The organism is Magnetovibrio blakemorei (assembly GCF_001746755.1).
Classification (GTDB): Bacteria; Pseudomonadota; Alphaproteobacteria; order Rhodospirillales; family Magnetovibrionaceae; genus Magnetovibrio; species Magnetovibrio blakemorei.
In genome coordinates this window covers 1-15,989 of the sequence record NZ_MCGG01000054.1, presented here as the reverse complement: position 1 = coordinate 15,989, position 15,989 = coordinate 1, and the positions used below count along the sequence as shown (strand labels likewise).

Sequence of the window (15,989 nt, the reverse complement as noted above, 5' to 3'; positions counted from 1 at the left end):
CACGTGAACAAACCAGAAACACTATGCACGTATAACTATTTCGGAGGTGAAATAACCCGGTGAGACTCGCTTATTTCCAGTCAGTAGGTCACAGTAGATAATTTAAATGCGGAATTATTTGGCAAGCAGCTCCCCAAAAAAACTGCGTCATCAATATTACTTCTTCTCATAACTTTAAATTTTATGCATTTTGCCCTCACCGCACACACCGCACCAAGTTGTTGATCCGCACTTCGTCTTCTTGACCGCCGAGGCTGGACCAGTTTTTGGCGTTGCCGCTTTTGGGGTCGCTGCGTTGGGCGCCGGCGCCGTGGGTGTCGATGCCGGACTTGGAGACGCATTTGCCAAAGCACACATAAGACGCCATGGTGATGTTATCGCCGTGGGTGGTGCTGGACCAGAACCAGCCTTTTTTGTCGCTTTGGTGTAAAAAGCGTTGGTCCAAAGCGGGATCATTTTTCGAATAATCGACGATGCTTTGCAGTTCCTTCACGTTGGGCAAGCGCCAATCGCTACGGCCCGCCAGGGTTAAGCTTTCACAGTATTTCAGAGCAGCAGGCCAGTCACGGCTTTGGCCGTCGTCAGATTTTTGCCACGTCAGGCCTAATGCGGTGTCGGTGACCGTGGCGTCGCCGTTGTCGACAAAGACGTTGTCGCCCCACTCGGGCCCGCTTACGCATCGATAAAAAAGCGTGTTACGCCCCTCGGTCGGGGCTTGTTTGAGGTGGCCGTCGAGGAAGTTGTAGAAAAACGCGGCTTCGACGCCGGGGCGACCGTAATGCACGCCGGTGTAAATCGTCGATGACCATGTTTGGCCCATCATGCCCGTAAAGTGGGAAGAGGCAAAGCGGTCGCCTTGCAAAATTTCGGCACCTGGTTCTTTCAGGTCAAAGACATCGTCAATGAAAAAGCGTCTGGATTGAGAACCGCGGAAATCTGACAGGGAAAACAATTCCTTGATGTTGGGCAGACGCCAATCGGTGCGTCCGCCCAGGGTCAGGTTGGCGCACGCGTTTGCGGCATCCCCAAAGCCCAGCCGTTTGGCGTTGTGGGCCTTTTGCCACAGCAAGCCCGTCACGCTGTCTTGAACGGTGCCGTCGCCGTTGTCCGTGTAACTGGTTTCCGGCCCCACATAGTTGGCGTCTTGGCCGTACAGCGCGTCGCCTTCGCGGGGGCAGGTGATCTGAGAACGAGTATCGAAGCAACTGCCTTGCTGGGTATCGGGAACTTTGCTGGTGACGGTCTTGGCACCTGGGTTGCGCGCAACGATGTCCGCGCCGCGTCGACCGCCTTGCGTGCCACCACCTTGTGGGCGTCCGCCCATCTGGGGTCCGCCTTGAGGCCGGCCACCCTGCGATATGCCCCCTTGCGATATGCCACCTTGCGACATACCCCCTTGTGACATACCGGGAGGTCCCCCTTGCGGCATGCACAGCAATTGCGTTTGCATGGGTGGCGAACCGCAGGTACCCGTCATGGGACCGCGCGGGGTGGTGAAGGAACATGCATCATTTTGAGACTTGCCGAGGCATGCTTGGCTGGCTTCGGGGGGAGGCTGCATTCGGCCTTGCATCCCTCCACCTTGTATCCCACCGGGCATCTGCGCCCAAGTGGGTTGCGTAAAAGTGAGGGCAAGAACCGTGTAAACGGGCAGGCGCAGGTTGATCACGTTTATACTCCCTCTTTGAATAAGAGCATTATGGCATCCATGTCCTCGTGATCAAGAGTGAATGAACAGGTCCTCGTCGACTTCGTTTATCCAGTTGTCAACGTCCACTGTGTCTGTGTGTTCCAAAGATTGTTCGGCCTCTGATGCTTCTTGTTGGCGTTTCCACATGGCGGCGTAAAGGCCCGCTTGGGCCATTAAAATGGCGTGGGTTCCGCGTTCTTTGATGCGGCCATTGTCGAGCACCAAGATTTCATCGGAATCGACGACGGTGGACAAGCGATGCGCGATGACCAAGCTGGTGCGCCCGGTCGCAACGTCTTTGAGAGATGCCTGGATTTCTTTTTCCGTGTGGGTATCGAGCGCCGAGGTCGCTTCATCGAACAACAACACGGCGGGGGCTTTTAAGATGGTGCGCGCAATGGCGACGCGTTGTTTTTCGCCACCCGATAACTTCAGCCCGCGTTCCCCCACGACGGTGTCATAGCCATCGGGCAGACCTAAGACAAAGTCATGGATCTTGGCCAGCCGGGCCGCCTGTTCGATTTCAGACGGACTGGCGCCAGGGCGGCCATAGGCGATGTTGTAATAGATTGAATCGTTAAACAGCACCGTGTCTTGGGGCACGATGCCAATGGCTGCGCGCAAACTGTTTTGCGACACGCTTTGAATGTTTTGCCCATCAATGGAAATGGAGCCGCCACTGATGTCGTAAAAGCGAAACAGCAAGCGTGACAGAGTGGATTTGCCCGCCCCCGATGCGCCGACGATGGCGACTGATTTTCCCGGTGGTACAGTGAAGCTGACGTTTTGCAGCACCGGACGACGCGGATCATACGCAAACGTCACGTCTTCAAAACGCACTTCGCCGCCGCCGACGTTGAGATCCGGGGCGCTCGGTACATCTTCGATTTCGGCATTGGCGCTGAGCAGACTGAACATGTCTTCCATGTCGGTGAGCGCGTATTTGATTTCGCGGTACGCGGAGCCGAGAAAATTCAGCGGCAGATACAGCTGTAACAGATAGGTGTTCACCAACACAAAATCACCCACCGTTAAGGTGCCTTCACGCACCCCAAACGATGCCATCAACATGACGATGGTAACTCCAATGGCAATGATGGCCCCTTGTCCGGTGTTGAGCATGGCCAGCGACGTTTTGGATTTGATGGCGGCCTTTTCATAGCCCGCCAAGGCGACGTCAAAGCGCCGGGCTTCCAACTCTTCGTTGCCGAAATATTTGACGGTCTCATAGTTCAACAAGCTGTCGATGGCTTTGGTGTGGGCATTGGAATCGTTGTCATTCATTTGTCGACGAAAGCGGGTGCGCCAATTGGTCAGCGCCACCGTCCACACCACATAGGCGGCGATGGTGCCCAAGGTGGCCAACGCAAATGCGGGGCTGAGAAAGGTCCACAACAACACGCCCACCAAGGCGATTTCGACCATGGTGGGGATGATGTTGAACAGCATCATGCGCAGCAAAAACTCAATGCCCGAGGTGCCGCGTTCTATGGAGCGGCTGAGACCTCCGGTTTGGCGTTCCAGATGAAAGCGCAGCGACAGCTTGTGCAGGTGCTTGAAGGTTTCCAGCGCGACCTCACGGATGGCGTGGTGGGTCACATTGGCAAAAATGGCCGCCTGTAACTCTTTAAACGTCAGCGAAAAAATGCGCGCCGCCCCATAAGCCAGCATCAATCCAACCGGGATCGAGGCCAACCCAACGAGCATGGTGGGGGAGCTGAGCGCATCGACCGCGTACTTGAGTATAACCGGCACCACCACTGTCGCTCCCTTGGCCGCCAGCAACAGCGCCATGGAGAGCACCACCCGTACCCGCAAATCGAACCTGTTCGCGGGCCACAGATAAGGGGCGAGGGCGCGAATGGTTTGCCAGTCCGTGCTGGGACCAGTGCGTTTTGTGCGAGGTGTTGGGTGTGCCATGCCGCGCATGATTCAAAACTTGCCCCTAAGTGTTTGCAGATCAATACCGACAATAATAAGCATGACCGCGCCTAGATGCTATGGCGGAGCAACAAAAAAGTAAAATCAAGAGCTTGAAAGAGACTCTAGGCCGCGTTGGGTTGAGGGCTTGAAGTGGCCAAAACATGTGAATCGGCCAACATTAAAATGGCCTCAATGGCCAAGAGCGCTTGATGGAGGTTTTTGGATTGGCGATCTTTAGGCTGCGCTAACTCTGCCGCGACGGCAGCCTTGGCGATGTTTGCTTGGGATAAGATCAGATTTATGCGGTCTTGTTCGGTCACAACATATCCTTCCCACCACTGCAGTTTTTACACGAATCGATAAGTCCAATACACGAATCGATAAGTCCAAAAGGTGTGGGGGTTATAGCTTCCATGCATATACATGACCATAAGTCAGACGGATTAGATCAATTCTAAATATAAACATTGGGCAATAAAATGCTCCCCCAACGGCACGTTGAGAGAGCATTTATTGTGAGACGTCAGAAAATCAGCCGGTGCGTTGAATCAAGTGGTAGCCGAAATCTGTTTCAACCACGTCGCTGATCTGGTCAACGTCCATGGCAAAGGTGGTTTCTTCAAACTCGCGAACCATCTGGCCTTTACCAAACGTTCCCAGCGATCCACCGTCTGCGCCAGATGGACAATCGGAATGTTCTTTGGCGAGATCGGCAAATGAGGCACCGCCATCAAGTTCGGCTTTGAGGGCCTCAATCTGTTGTTTCGCTTCGTCCTTGGAACGCGACGCGGAAGACCGCATGGAACCAGCGTACATTAAAAGGATGTGGGATGCGGAAACGGTTTTGGACATGAGGGATGCTCCTTCGTTATTCAATAGAGGATCTTGAGTGATAAATTTGCGCACAGGTATACACTGCCTCATACCGTTTGGCGAACATCAATCAACCCCAAGCCGCAAGCTGAATGATGCAATGCATTTGCTTGAAGTCTAAGAATGCGTTGATTATACATACTATTAGTTGTATAATCCGTCTGCATTAACATAAGAGCACAAAACAAGTTGCTTTGTCAGTGCAACAGGCCTGTTTCATGAACGCTAACTCCTGATTTTACGCGCGATTTCATTGTAAATCACAAAAAGAACTTGCCGTTAATACGATCAAAGAAGTATCGAGAGCGATTCTAAAATATGGGCTGTCATGTGGGGGGATGGTTTTGTGTCGGCGCGTTTTCGCAATGCCTATGGTTTGATCTCGGGGTTTGCAGTGATTCTCATCGGAATGGTGGGACTCGTTGGGCTATTTTACTTTCACATCAGCACAATGACGGAAAGTGATCGCCTCAATACCGATTTGCTGGAAAAGAATTTTGCCGCCTATCAAATGCGCGATGCGGCCGAAAAGCGCATGATCAATTTGTTTAGCGTCACAGCCCTTGAAGATTATTTTGATCGTGACGAGTTGCGTCAAGACATGGCGGGTTATGCGGGCAACTTTATCATGGCCCAGCGCCGCATTGATCAAGACCGCCTCAGCCCCGGTGAGCGCGTGGCCTTTGAACGCCTTCTCAAAGCGGTTCAGAAAACCCAACCCAGTTCGGACCGCGCCATGGACTTGGCTGTGGAAGAACAGTGGAGTGAAGGTGTACAAGCCCTTGTCCGCGAGTCGTTGCGCAACTTTGTCGAGGTGAATAACGCGCTCAATATTTTTGTCGCAGAAGTTGAGGCCGAAACGAACGCACAGCAACTTATGTTGAAGAACATTCGGGCACACGAAATGAAACTCATTTCGGGATTGGGTTTGTTTTTGATCGTTTTATCCATACTCATCGGCGTATACGTGGTGCGCCGCGAAGTCGCCCACACCAAAACCCTTGAACAAAGGGTCCACGAACGCACCGCCCAACTGGGTGAACGCGACACCCATTACCGAACCATTATCGAGACCGCAGCCGACGGCATCATCTCGACGGATAAAACGGGTCGCATTGAAAGCTTCAATCCGGCTTCGGAGCGGATATTCGGGTTTTCGGCGGATGAAATATTGGGCCAAGGCGTTGAAAAGTTGATGCCGGGATTTCACGCCCAGCATCACCGAAAATATATGGATGATTATATGCGGGGTGGAAAACCGGGCATCATTGGCGTGGGCCGGGAACTGGTCGGATTGCGCAAAGATGGAAGTGAATTTCCCATGTGGTTAGCGATCAGCCGGATGCGGTTGGGTGATGAGGTCAAGTTTGTGGGCATCGTCAGCGACATTTCAGCGCAAAAAACCGCTGAACATGAAATTCACCAACTGGCTGAAGACACCGCATTGGTGGCGTCGATTTTGCGCCTGTCTTTGACGTCGGACGATTTGGATCATATTTTACAAGTTGCCCTCGATTCGATTTTGGATCGACATGAGCTGGGACTGCACAGCAAGGGCAGCATTTTTCTCACCGATGAAAAGCTCGGTCACTTGCAAATGCGGGCACAATCTAACCTTGGCTCCGACTTGGCTGTGGCCTGTAAACAAATCGATATCGGATATTGCTTGTGCGGCAAAGTGGCGCAAAGCAAAATGGAAATCGAGAAATCGTGCATCGATGAAGACCACGACCATCCTCCGTTAAGCAACGATGAGCATGGCCATTTTTGTGTGCCCATCAATTATGCCAATGACAACCTTGGTGTGGTGAATTTGTATACGCCCCACGGTCACATCGTTACGGAACATGAACGCCGGTTGGTGTGGTCGGTTGCCGATACGCTGGCGGGGGTTATTCACCGTCACTATAAAGAAGAGGAATTGCGCCGGGAAAAAGAGCGTGCAGAGCTGGCCAACAGAACGAAGACCGAGTTTCTCGCCAACATGTCGCACGAACTGCGCACCCCGCTGAACGCCATTATCGGCTATTCGGAAATGATGGAACTTGAAAAGCTCGGTCCGATTGGCTCGGAACGCTATAAGGAATATCTGGGGCACATTTCAGGCTCTGGGCATCACCTTTATGGCTTGATCAATGATTTGCTGGATGTGTCGCGCATTGAAACGAATGAATTCCCCTTGAAGGAAGAGACGTTTGAGGCGGAGGCGCTGATCCGGGAGTCCTTGTCCCAGGTCCAGTCACGGGCCGCCGAGGCCGGCAACAAAATCTCGTTTGTGGGCATGGGTCCGCTGCCGACGCTGATCGCTGACAAACGACGCCTCAAGCAGGTGCTTTTAAATGTGTTGCATAACGCCGTAAAGTTCACCGACAGGGGGGGGCGTATCGAGGTCCGCACAGAAGGGGAAAGCGGAAGCAATTTCCGTATTCTTGTGATCGACAACGGCATCGGCATTGCAGAACGCGATATTGAAACCGTGTTTGAGATGTTTGGCCAAGTCGATGGTTCATTGGCCCGCAAGTATGATGGTGCGGGACTGGGGTTGCCGCTGAGCCAGAAATTGATGAAAAAACACGGCGGTTCTTTGCAAATTGAAAGCCAGGCCGGACAGGGCACAACGGTCATCGTGATATTGCCGGCAGAGCGTGTCGTTTGGTCTTAACGGCCTGATAATGGGAACTGTTCAAAAGGCGCATATGAGGTTAGGCTTCGGGCAGGTGCCTGAAAGGTGAATGTATGCCGAACGTTTTGCCGCAACAAAGACTGTTGCTTGAATTGATTGTCCAGTCTGGAGACATCGCGGTCCCGTCCGATAATGATGGAACCGTGTTGTTTCGCACGCTTCAAGAATGCGAAGGCAAAGGATGGCTCAAGTTAAAGCCGTTCGGTCAGGGCTTCAATATGGCCAGCGTTACGGACCAGGGCCGCACCGCCAGTAAACATCCTTCCGCTTAACGCATTGCATCCCCTACTTCTTCAGTTGCTACTGATAGTATATATGGGGTATATAAAGAGTTGAGGCGCCGCACTCTTCCTGGGGGGAAACGTGCACATTTTCAGACATACGGCCGCAGCCTTAGTCATAGGCTTTTGCGCTATCCTTGCCTGCATGCTGGGTAGTATCTATATCGGTTTTGAACATTTAGATCAGACTCGTGCTTCATGGCAGCGCGATGCGTTGTTTCGTGAAAAAGTTCGATCCGCATTTTTGATGCGCGAAGCCATTCGCGAGCGTTCATTCCACCTGACCTTTGCGACCACAATGGACGATTTTTTCGCACGTGATGAGCAGCGCGGCCTATATAATGCTAAGGCCGTTGATTTCTTGATGGCGCGCGACAAGCTGATCGAACTGCATATGACGCCGCCGGAAACGCACGCGATGGAAGCGTTGATTAACAAAATCATTGAATCCCGCCCTGCCATTGATAGTGCCATGAATCTGGTTGTTGAAAAAGGCAATGTCGAAGAGGCTTTAGCCCCCATGCGCGTGGCACTGGACGGCCAATCTGGCGTCATTGATCAAATCAACTCTTTTATCGCCGTGGTGGAAGAAGAGTCGCTCCATGAAGCCCAGGCGGCAACTCGGGCGATTTCCACAACGCAACGCAATATGTTGGTTCTCAGTGGTTGCGCGGTGGCCCTGGCGGCGCTAATTGGCATCATGGTGTTGGTCCGTGAAATACGCCAAACTCAGCGGCTGCGCCGACACCGCGACGAATTGGCATCGCTGTCGACGACGGATGCCTTAACGGATCTGGCCAATCGTCGCCGTTTTGATGAGTTTCTGGGGACGGAGTGGTTGCGGGCGATGCGCACCGAAATGCCGTTGTCTCTGATCCTTATGGATATCGATCATTTCAAGCTCTACAACGACGAATATGGTCATGCCGCAGGGGACATCTGTCTGCAGAACGTATCTTTGGGCATGAGCAAAGTGATCGGGCGCGTAACCGATTTGCTGGCGCGATATGGCGGTGAGGAATTTGCCTGTATTTTACCCGACACACCACCGGGTGCAGCTCACGATATTGCCGAAAAACTCAGGGCCAAAGTGGAGGCGTTGAACCTCAAACATGAAAAATCCTCAGCAGCAGATCACGTGACCATCAGCATTGGTGTGGCAACCATCGTCCCGTCACCGGACAGTGCTCTGCCGCAGCTGTTTGCGATGGCTGACGCCAACCTCTACAGAGCCAAGGAAGAGGGCCGAAACCGCGTAGTGGCGGGCTAAATTCGTCTCTAAACTTCGTCATTCTCTTTGATGCTGGCCCCGCCATAGGGGTAGTGCACATGGCCGTAGCGGATGGCCAAAACGGCCAGAGATATGATGAAAATCCCCCCGGTAACCGCGATCAATTGCAGGTTGTCCATGCTTTTGACATCCAAAACGATGAACCGCGCCAACGCGACCATGGCGATGTAAAGCGGCATGCGCACGGGCAAACTACCCGCCTGGAGGTAGCTGTTCACCATCGCCAGAACTTCCAGATAGATGAATAAAAGCAACAGATCCGCCAAACGGACCTGTAAAATTTGAACCATCAACATGACTTCCTGGCCGATGGCGATGACGGTGGCGACGGCAATCAACAACAGTCCAGCTTTTTCCACAAAACTGAGGGCCCGGCCGCCAATTTTTTCAATCCCGCGGGTCATAGATGTTTACTCCCACTCAGTAATGTAAACTGTATAATTAATTGATAATAAATAATAAAAAATTATATATGTAACTTTTGCGTAACTTTACGCCGTTGCTTTGATGCTTTGATTATGATGGCTTTTCAATGGTAATAGCAGGTTACAGATTTACACCTTACATAATATGCAAGTGCATGGGTATTGGTTTTAGATGTTGAATGAAGTGAAATAATTCAACTAAAGATTGACTTATTGATAAACTGTGCTACCATATTATAATGGAAATCTGTCTTGAATTTCAGGTGCAGAGGGTTGGATATAAAAGCGCATTTGCGCCTTCATACCCAATATTGATTAAGACGCTTTTTTGAGCGTTTTGCGTGCCTTCACAGCATCCTCAATCACTTTGTCCAATTCACCCGCATTTACAGCGTCAATAACCTGCTTGATAACGGCGGGCAGTTCTTTATCGTTGCCTACGACAATGTCTGTCATGCCCTTTGCAAGCTCGATACGCTTGTTAGAAACACGAACTGCAATGCGCACTGCTCCAGTGCTATCACGCCAATACCAGTGCCTAATTGGGCGTTTTACGGGCTTTCTCACGTTAACGCCGTTTTCTTCAACGGTTTGCATCTTTGTAACAAAATATGCTTCGCCAGCAACCATCGCTTTGGCAGATGCGAGTTGATGGGTAAGATTGGACAGCAAACTTGATTTTGCTTTGTCAAATGGGCTTTGTTGATTGGGTGCTTCTTCAGCAGCAATGTTCAAGTTCTTTAAAAATGGCATTTTTATCTCCTGTAAATGCATTGTCATTGCAATTACGGTAATGCCACCGTTCTAAAATACGAGCACAGATTTGAACTGAATTTATCTTACACTGTGATAGATAATGATGAATTTATAAGCTTTGAAATGGGGAAAGGCTATGGCTAAGACGGTTTCTAGCGGTAAACGCCATTTCAAATACAAGCACCCACTATTTCGCAAACGAGAAACTGAGCAGGGAATTTGGTGGGAAGACAGCCACTATTATATTTGGTTTGAATGTCTGCTGCGGAACGAAGGTTACAAGAAGTTTTGCGAAACAGGCAAAGACAAGAAGTACGCAAAGACATTTGAAGGCTTTGGAAATGTTTTTGATTTCACAGGAAACTTTAAAGGTTGGTGGAATGAAAACAGCAGAGGGCTATATTTGTTTGCTGAACCACATGCTGTGAACGCATCAATTTTAGATGTAACAGACACAATATTGGATAACGATGAGATTATATATCTGCAGTTACCCGCATATAAGCCAGAAGCATACTTGTTCAAAAAAATGCGTGAGTTAATTAGGCTTGCACAAAAACAAAGAAAAATTGATGCGAGTAATACGGCAGGGCAAAGCCGTTATCCATTCTGTCAATCACCCCATTCAACATATACATACAAAAACTATCTCAAAGTTTGGGATTTGCGACAACGAGGATTGAAAAATTCAGAAATACACGATGCCGTATATGGTGGATTGAATTTCAACAGATATGCAAAACAATGGATTAGAAAAAAAGGCTATTACAGCGATAAGGGCGGTGGACAAATCGTAGGAGCTATCACTGAACAAGAAGTGATTGATAGTTGTAAATTGGATATAAGGCGGCAAATTCAAAAGTATCAATCTGCAGTGGTAAAGCGTGCTTTTGATGGTGCTGAAAACCTAATAAATAATGCTGGAATTGGACTGTTTCCAAAAACGTCAAAATAAATTTCATTTTTTGTCTAACAATCTCATTTGGATATTTGGGTAAGGACGTTAGACGAAAATCGTCCTGTTATAATAAGGTATTGGTTAAGGAAACCAATGAACGGCAATCATGCCAAACTTATTATAAAGGATTTTTTCTATGTCAAACATCGTATCAAAAGAAGTCACCGCCACTGCCATCAAAGCCCTTCAAAACAGCTTTCGCAGCAACTGGGTTAACAGCGTTGAGCTGATTTACACCTTTGCTAAAACTTACAGCAACACTTCTTTAGAACAGGCGCTTACCAAACGTGGCTTTACGATTACCAAAAAAGCCAACGCATTTACCTGTTCCGCTAAACTTGCTGTTATGGAAGAAGATGCTAACGGCAAATGTGTAGTGTCTGAGGCTCAAGCATCACGCTACAGCAAAGTTTGCATGTATCTAAATAAGCACAAGGTTGAAGTTGGTGACGTTGACAATTTTTTGAAAGACAAGTCATTAAACAGCATCATCTGTGCCAGCAAAAATCCCGTCAACGAAAAGGAACTGAAGGAGTTATTGTTTGCGGGACTTTTTGAAATTCAGAAAGAGTTTCAAAAAGTTGTTGTTAAAAAGAAAGACATCAACATTAAAAATTTGGGTGCCGAGCCAGGTGCAAACTTGATGGTTGTTATTACTGACGACGACGGCAATATCACAGCGATGACGGTTGCTTCCAACAGCCCAAAATATGAAGCAATTGCCAACGATATTCTTCGCAGCAAAGCTCCAAAGGCTGATGGCACAAACAGTGCTGAAGACGCAATTGAAGCAGCAACCATTGAAGCAAAAGCAGCCTAGTAAAGTGAAGGGGGCAACTTCAGCCCCCTTTCTTACACTGTGTAACAAAGGAGAATAAAATGAAATTCGAAACAAAATACGCACCCAAAACATTGAGCGAAGTTGTCTATCCATCCACACGCATTGAAAAGGTAATCAAGTCAATGGTTCCAAAAATGGATAAAAATTTGATTTTGTATGGCAATGCAGGGACTGGAAAAACAACATGTGCAAAATTAATCCCTATTGAAGCATTGCGAGTAATTCAAAATGATGTAAATGCGACTGATGCTGAAACTTTGAATTATACGGGAGATGAACTTAATGCTCAGGGTATGAACAATTTATCAAATGCAGTATCTCTCGTATGTTTAAGCAACTTGGGAAAGCATGTCGTTTTGATTGATGAGGCTGACAGAATGACAGCCACAGCAATGGACAATTTGAAAATTGTGATGGAGAAAGCAGGTGACAGAGCAACTTGGATTATGTGTACGAACAGATTTGATAAAATCTCTAGCCCAGTTCAGTCCCGTTGTATTGAATTAAAATTTACTCACTTCAATACGGCTGGAATGATAAAGCGAGCGACACAAATTTTTGCCAACGAGAATATTAAAGTTAAAAGTGATACTGTTCAACAGTTGGTAAAATCGGCAAAAGGCGATTTGCGAAAACTCAACCAATTCTTACAAGAGGTAGTTGAGGGATAACCACCAACATATTTGAATTCAATTTAAAAAATGCCCCTGCCAGTTTTGTGGGGGCTTTTTTTGTTTAAAATTTGGATTTAATATGAATACGTCATGTTCGTGTAAACTTGAGCACGCAATCTTTCACACATGTTGATGTTCTCCTGTATCAAATATTTCAAGCCGTCATTGTCAGTTGTATCCATTCGCTTTTGATATACCTGTTTCCTTTTGCTCAAGTTACCAAACAGTTTCAATAGCGCATCAGCACTTGGCTCTTTGCCTGTGGATTTCAAATACGCAAAATATGTCTCGCATTTCCCCAGCCAGTCCCTGCTAAATTGTCTTTGCGATAAATTCATCTGCTGAAGTGCCAATTCATCGTACACCTGCTGTAAAACTTCATTCATTCAATCACCTCCAATATTTCATGTTATTTAGCAGCCTAAACGGAATTGATAAGATTTCTGCGATGTTCATATTAATTGCGATTGAAGGTGATTTGATGAATTGCGGTGAGTAATTTGGAATTAATTTTTTGTGCTTTGAATTCAATTTGATTGATGACACGCTTCGCTATGTCATCGGCTATTTCAGTTTCTTCATTCGCTGTCGCTCATTCATAAACTTCATAGCCGTTTGCGGATGAATTGATTGAATGATTAATTCGTGTATCATTTGGCAGAACTATCAAACGCTTCGCCAAGCAGGAAAGACATTTGATAGTTCCTGTAGCATCATCCTACAGAGCAGCTTGGTTAGCATATTCAATTCGTCGTGTAATTTTGGGAGCAGGTTTTGCTATCATCTCCCGCAGCATCAACCACGCTGCTACACCGTCACGCACCAACACCAAAAGCGAATTGAACAACTTTTTATGGTGTGGCGAAAGGAAACTGAACCGTTTAACCCCTGTTCAGTCGTTTGTATCTTTCTCACTGGGTTTGTCTTGTTTTGCGAACTGAAGCTTTAGGCTACATCTCTTATAATATCAAAGGCAACGCATCCTGGATTTCTCACCTACAAGCGCACACTCAGCCCTGCGTCCATCCGTGTCGTTACACAGCCCTAGCAGGGTTAGTTTGATAAGTTGGCGAACACAGCCCCACCAATTAAAACGTTCGTTTTCAAAATACGATACGAGTGCTGGTTTCGAATAGCGCCAACCCGCTTTATCTGTGTTTCTTTGTATATGTTTATTTATCTAAACGAAATCATACCCACAAAAAACATTACTATTTGCGATTTTTGCGATGCTTCATCAATCGCTCGTGCTGTCGCTGTTTTAGGGCTTGGTAAATTTCCTGTGCTGCTTTTTGCTGGGCATAATTGCCACCATACAAAATTTGATTGATACAGCGCTTTGCATCTGCGTTTTTGATATTTTGAAACAGAGCAGGCTTTTGGTTGAGTTGGGCTTTAACATCATTGATGATTTTCGAAATATAATTTTGCTCTGCTTCGTAATCCAACATCTCAACGTCACGTATCAGCTCATCATCCCCATCAGTGTTAAACAGCCAAGCATTTTCTGGCGTTTTATGTGTGGGCTGATGCTCATCTGCTGCAATGTCAGCATTGTATGCTGCAACGAGCTGCGAAATACGCATGTCGTTTAGCGCAAGTCTGTCTTCTCGCAATTTTGAAAGATGGATATCTGTAAGTCTCATATTCGTATTTAGCATTCTAATTCGATTAACAAATCTATATTTGTTCACCAAGTGGGCTTACCATATTGAGAACCAAGAGTTCTTATTTTCAAGTCTTCAATCGTCCTCCAAACAAGATGAATTTATAATGCTGATAGCAGATAAATTAAGGAGATGGACGATGGCGCAGGCAATGGTTTTGACGGACGCAGATATTAAAAGGGTTCTCAGCATTATTGCAGTTGGCAATCACGCTCAGCGTAATCGCATTGCTTTCTTGCTCAGTGTTCAGGCTGGCATGCGTGTTGGTGAAATTGCTGCGTTGAGGGTTGCTGATGTTGTGAACGTGAATGGCACTGTTCTGCGGGAAATTCGTTTGACGGCATCGCAGACGAAAGGGAACAAGGGCAGGGTGGTTTTTTTGAGCGACAAGCTTCAGCGAGAAATATCTACATATATAATGTCGCTACCACGCTGCGCTGATGATTTCCCGTTGATTTACTCCCAGCGCAATTATCGCCATTTTTCCAACGTATCGTTGAGCATGTTGTTCAAATCTTTGTTCGCACAGGCTGGGTTGCGAAATAGCAGCCATGCTGGCAGACGCACATTTGCGACGAAATTAAATGCTAAGGGTGTTGGTATGCGGACAATTCAGAAATTGATGGGGCATTCAAATATTCAAACCACCGCTTTGTATTGCGACGTGACGGATGAGCAGATGCGAAATGCTGTTGGGCTTGTTTAATGTGGGGTGCATCACGCTTATAATTGTTCGTAGTTAACTAAAACAAATTAGTGCCAAACTACCAATCTTGCCATTCCTGCAAAGAGGCACATTAACTTTGAACCATTGTGTGTCACTTCTTTTTTTCCAGTGCAACGTACCTTTTGTAATGGTAATTTCTTTTTTAAATATCACTAGTTTTAGTGTTTCCCTAAAATCAGTGTATTGCCCGCCAAATTCTTCTTTTGAAAAATATGTCCCTGTTAAATCTCGTCCATAAATGTTTGTGAGAGTTGAGCCAAAATATGTAAATTTAAGTTTTTTTATTTCCATTTCAATTATAGAAAAATTTGTCCAGAATTCCCTATAACTGTCACCTTGTAATGTCGTATAATCAATGACACCGTCTTGTATGTCCTTGTTCACTAAATCATAAAATTTCTTAATTTTTTTGTTTGGCATATCCCCCCCCCACAGTTTAATCAGCTATCATAAGCGTTATTTACAAAAAGCCGTATTGCTGCGCATTGAGACTAATCTCATTCAAAAATGATGACGGACAAGCAGTGCGTTTCGTGATTTTTTAAGAGCGGAACGTTAACCCTATGCCAATTGCGAAAGTCCTTATCAAGCCAATCCAATGAACCGCTCGTGTATTGTATTGTTTTGTCTTCTATCACCCTCAAATTTATTTTTCTTAAAGTCTCATACGCAGCGCCAAATTCTTCAACCGTCGCTATTTGCCCTGTTAATTCTTTGCCATATCCATCCACCAAACTTGTGCCAAAATAAACAAACCTAATATGTCCGCCTTCAACAAGCTGCGTGATATAGAACGATTTCCAAAAAGGCATATAGCGTGGCTCTTGTAGTGTCCTAAAATCTAGCACTCCATCAACTGCGTCTGTTTCAAATAACTTCACAAATGCCGCAATCGTTGCGTCATTCTTCGCCTGTTCGCAGTTTTCAATAACCATTTTCGTCACCGTTTTTTTTTAAAAGCGTTTCCAAGTCGTGCCTCAAAAAACCAGTTCAACAACTTAACCAACAAAAAAGCCGCTCAGCATCGTGTGCCAAGCAGCTTCTTTATCGTAGCTAATCGCCTCAGTTATAAAGCGAAATGGTTATACGTGTTAGTGCGAATAGCATATATAAAACGGATAACATTATGTTCCATAAAGCTTTTCAGCACCTAAAAGCTGTCAGCGCCCAATAATTTTAAACCTATAAGAAATGCTGTAT

17 protein-coding genes are annotated in these 15,989 nt (G+C 47.1%); 7 read left to right on the top strand and 10 right to left on the bottom strand.

From position 1 onward, the window contains the following. Nucleotides 1-196: 196 nt before the first annotated feature. The 4 genes from BEN30_RS18860 to BEN30_RS13775 form a co-directional block, all read right to left on the bottom strand. Nucleotides 197-1,324, bottom strand: coding sequence for an Lcl C-terminal domain-containing protein (locus BEN30_RS18860; RefSeq protein WP_211563421.1), 1,128 nt, complete (start codon nucleotides 1,322-1,324; stop codon nucleotides 197-199). Nucleotides 1,325-1,720: 396 nt separating this feature from the next. Beyond that, entirely contained in the window at nucleotides 1,721-3,619 is a 1,899-nt protein-coding gene (locus BEN30_RS13785) for an ABCB family ABC transporter ATP-binding protein/permease (protein WP_069958912.1), read from the bottom strand. A gap of 116 nt (nucleotides 3,620-3,735) precedes the next feature. After that, nucleotides 3,736-3,933 carry a hypothetical protein gene (locus tag BEN30_RS13780; RefSeq protein ID WP_069958911.1) on the bottom strand — a complete coding sequence of 66 codons (198 nt, stop codon included), beginning with the start codon at nucleotides 3,931-3,933 and terminating at the stop codon, nucleotides 3,736-3,738. Nucleotides 3,934-4,144: 211 nt separating this feature from the next. Continuing rightward, a complete protein-coding gene (locus tag BEN30_RS13775; RefSeq protein WP_069958910.1) occupies nucleotides 4,145-4,465 on the bottom strand; it encodes a peptidylprolyl isomerase in 321 nt (106 codons plus the stop codon). A 349-nt stretch (nucleotides 4,466-4,814) separates the two neighbouring features. Here BEN30_RS13775 and BEN30_RS13770 point away from each other — a divergent pair, with 349 nt between their 5' ends. The 3 genes from BEN30_RS13770 to BEN30_RS13760 all read left to right on the top strand — a co-directional run bounded on the left by BEN30_RS13770 (nucleotide 4,815) and on the right by BEN30_RS13760 (nucleotide 8,720). After that, nucleotides 4,815-7,148, top strand: coding sequence for a PAS domain S-box protein (locus tag BEN30_RS13770; protein WP_069958909.1), 2,334 nt, complete (start codon nucleotides 4,815-4,817; stop codon nucleotides 7,146-7,148). 74 nt (nucleotides 7,149-7,222) lie between these two features. Continuing rightward, nucleotides 7,223-7,441 (top strand): hypothetical protein, encoded by a 219-nt coding sequence (locus tag BEN30_RS13765; RefSeq protein ID WP_069958908.1) that lies wholly within the window; start codon nucleotides 7,223-7,225, stop codon nucleotides 7,439-7,441. Between the two features lie 154 nt (nucleotides 7,442-7,595). Next, entirely contained in the window at nucleotides 7,596-8,720 is a 1,125-nt protein-coding gene (locus BEN30_RS13760; RefSeq protein ID WP_069958907.1) for a GGDEF domain-containing protein, read from the top strand. Nucleotides 8,721-8,728: 8 nt separating this feature from the next. Here the strand turns inward: BEN30_RS13760 and BEN30_RS13755 are convergent, their stop codons facing one another. Together BEN30_RS13755 and BEN30_RS13750 are read right to left on the bottom strand one after the other, a co-directional pair. Beyond that, the gene (locus BEN30_RS13755; RefSeq protein WP_069958906.1) at nucleotides 8,729-9,145 is read right to left on the bottom strand and encodes a phosphate-starvation-inducible protein PsiE; all 417 of its coding nucleotides are present in this window, start codon (nucleotides 9,143-9,145) and stop codon (nucleotides 8,729-8,731) included. 336 nt (nucleotides 9,146-9,481) lie between these two features. After that, nucleotides 9,482-9,919, bottom strand: coding sequence for a hypothetical protein (locus BEN30_RS13750; RefSeq protein ID WP_139135040.1), 438 nt, complete (start codon nucleotides 9,917-9,919; stop codon nucleotides 9,482-9,484). Between the two features lie 139 nt (nucleotides 9,920-10,058). Here BEN30_RS13750 and BEN30_RS13745 point away from each other — a divergent pair, with 139 nt between their 5' ends. From BEN30_RS13745 to BEN30_RS13735, 3 genes are all read left to right on the top strand, one after another. Then, nucleotides 10,059-10,877: a hypothetical protein gene (locus BEN30_RS13745; protein ID WP_069958904.1), complete on the top strand. Its 819-nt coding sequence runs from the start codon at nucleotides 10,059-10,061 to the stop codon at nucleotides 10,875-10,877. A gap of 139 nt (nucleotides 10,878-11,016) precedes the next feature. Then, nucleotides 11,017-11,700: a hypothetical protein gene (locus BEN30_RS13740; protein WP_069958903.1), complete on the top strand. Its 684-nt coding sequence runs from the start codon at nucleotides 11,017-11,019 to the stop codon at nucleotides 11,698-11,700. Nucleotides 11,701-11,759: 59 nt separating this feature from the next. Beyond that, nucleotides 11,760-12,392: an AAA family ATPase gene (locus BEN30_RS13735; protein WP_069958902.1), complete on the top strand. Its 633-nt coding sequence runs from the start codon at nucleotides 11,760-11,762 to the stop codon at nucleotides 12,390-12,392. Between the two features lie 77 nt (nucleotides 12,393-12,469). Here BEN30_RS13735 and BEN30_RS13730 read toward each other — a convergent pair whose 3' ends face one another. Together BEN30_RS13730 and BEN30_RS18425 are read right to left on the bottom strand one after the other, a co-directional pair. Beyond that, on the bottom strand, nucleotides 12,470-12,781 hold the full coding sequence (locus BEN30_RS13730; RefSeq protein ID WP_069958901.1) for a DUF6626 family protein: 312 nt from the start codon (nucleotides 12,779-12,781) through the stop codon (nucleotides 12,470-12,472). Nucleotides 12,782-13,606: 825 nt separating this feature from the next. Continuing rightward, complete coding sequence (locus BEN30_RS18425) at nucleotides 13,607-14,041, bottom strand: hypothetical protein (protein WP_170827065.1); 435 nt, start codon at nucleotides 14,039-14,041, stop codon at nucleotides 13,607-13,609. 160 nt (nucleotides 14,042-14,201) lie between these two features. On the opposite strand from BEN30_RS18425, the gene BEN30_RS13720 reads away from it, so the two are divergent. Beyond that, complete coding sequence (locus tag BEN30_RS13720) at nucleotides 14,202-14,768, top strand: tyrosine-type recombinase/integrase (protein ID WP_069958942.1); 567 nt, start codon at nucleotides 14,202-14,204, stop codon at nucleotides 14,766-14,768. Between the two features lie 33 nt (nucleotides 14,769-14,801). Here BEN30_RS13720 and BEN30_RS13715 read toward each other — a convergent pair whose 3' ends face one another. Beyond that, entirely contained in the window at nucleotides 14,802-15,209 is a 408-nt protein-coding gene (locus BEN30_RS13715; RefSeq protein WP_069958899.1) for a PAS domain-containing protein, read from the bottom strand. Nucleotides 15,210-15,286: 77 nt separating this feature from the next. Further along, entirely contained in the window at nucleotides 15,287-15,724 is a 438-nt protein-coding gene (locus BEN30_RS13710; RefSeq protein WP_069958898.1) for a hypothetical protein, read from the bottom strand. Nucleotides 15,725-15,989: the final 265 nt, after the last annotated feature.

Excerpts from the sequence above, each read along its gene's own strand:
- BEN30_RS18860 (WP_211563421.1), bottom strand. The coding sequence starts at position 1,324 with ATGGGCGGACGCCCACAAGGTGGTGGCACGCAAGGCGGTCGACGCGGC.
- BEN30_RS13785 (WP_069958912.1), bottom strand. The coding sequence starts at position 3,619 with ATGCGCGGCATGGCACACCCAACACCTCGCACAAAACGCACTGGTCCC.
- BEN30_RS13775 (WP_069958910.1), bottom strand. The coding sequence starts at position 4,465 with ATGTCCAAAACCGTTTCCGCATCCCACATCCTTTTAATGTACGCTGGT.
- BEN30_RS13770 (WP_069958909.1), top strand. The coding sequence starts at position 4,815 with ATGTGGGGGGATGGTTTTGTGTCGGCGCGTTTTCGCAATGCCTATGGT.
- BEN30_RS13765 (WP_069958908.1), top strand. The coding sequence starts at position 7,223 with ATGCCGAACGTTTTGCCGCAACAAAGACTGTTGCTTGAATTGATTGTC.
- BEN30_RS13760 (WP_069958907.1), top strand. The coding sequence starts at position 7,596 with ATGCTGGGTAGTATCTATATCGGTTTTGAACATTTAGATCAGACTCGT.
- BEN30_RS13755 (WP_069958906.1), bottom strand. The coding sequence starts at position 9,145 with ATGACCCGCGGGATTGAAAAAATTGGCGGCCGGGCCCTCAGTTTTGTG.
- BEN30_RS13750 (WP_139135040.1), bottom strand. The coding sequence starts at position 9,919 with ATGCCATTTTTAAAGAACTTGAACATTGCTGCTGAAGAAGCACCCAAT.
- BEN30_RS13745 (WP_069958904.1), top strand. The coding sequence starts at position 10,059 with ATGGCTAAGACGGTTTCTAGCGGTAAACGCCATTTCAAATACAAGCAC.
- BEN30_RS13740 (WP_069958903.1), top strand. The coding sequence starts at position 11,017 with ATGTCAAACATCGTATCAAAAGAAGTCACCGCCACTGCCATCAAAGCC.
- BEN30_RS13735 (WP_069958902.1), top strand. The coding sequence starts at position 11,760 with ATGAAATTCGAAACAAAATACGCACCCAAAACATTGAGCGAAGTTGTC.
- BEN30_RS13730 (WP_069958901.1), bottom strand. The coding sequence starts at position 12,781 with ATGAATGAAGTTTTACAGCAGGTGTACGATGAATTGGCACTTCAGCAG.
- BEN30_RS18425 (WP_170827065.1), bottom strand. The coding sequence starts at position 14,041 with ATGAGACTTACAGATATCCATCTTTCAAAATTGCGAGAAGACAGACTT.
- BEN30_RS13720 (WP_069958942.1), top strand. The coding sequence starts at position 14,202 with ATGGCGCAGGCAATGGTTTTGACGGACGCAGATATTAAAAGGGTTCTC.
- BEN30_RS13715 (WP_069958899.1), bottom strand. The coding sequence starts at position 15,209 with ATGCCAAACAAAAAAATTAAGAAATTTTATGATTTAGTGAACAAGGAC.
- BEN30_RS13710 (WP_069958898.1), bottom strand. The coding sequence starts at position 15,724 with ATGGTTATTGAAAACTGCGAACAGGCGAAGAATGACGCAACGATTGCG.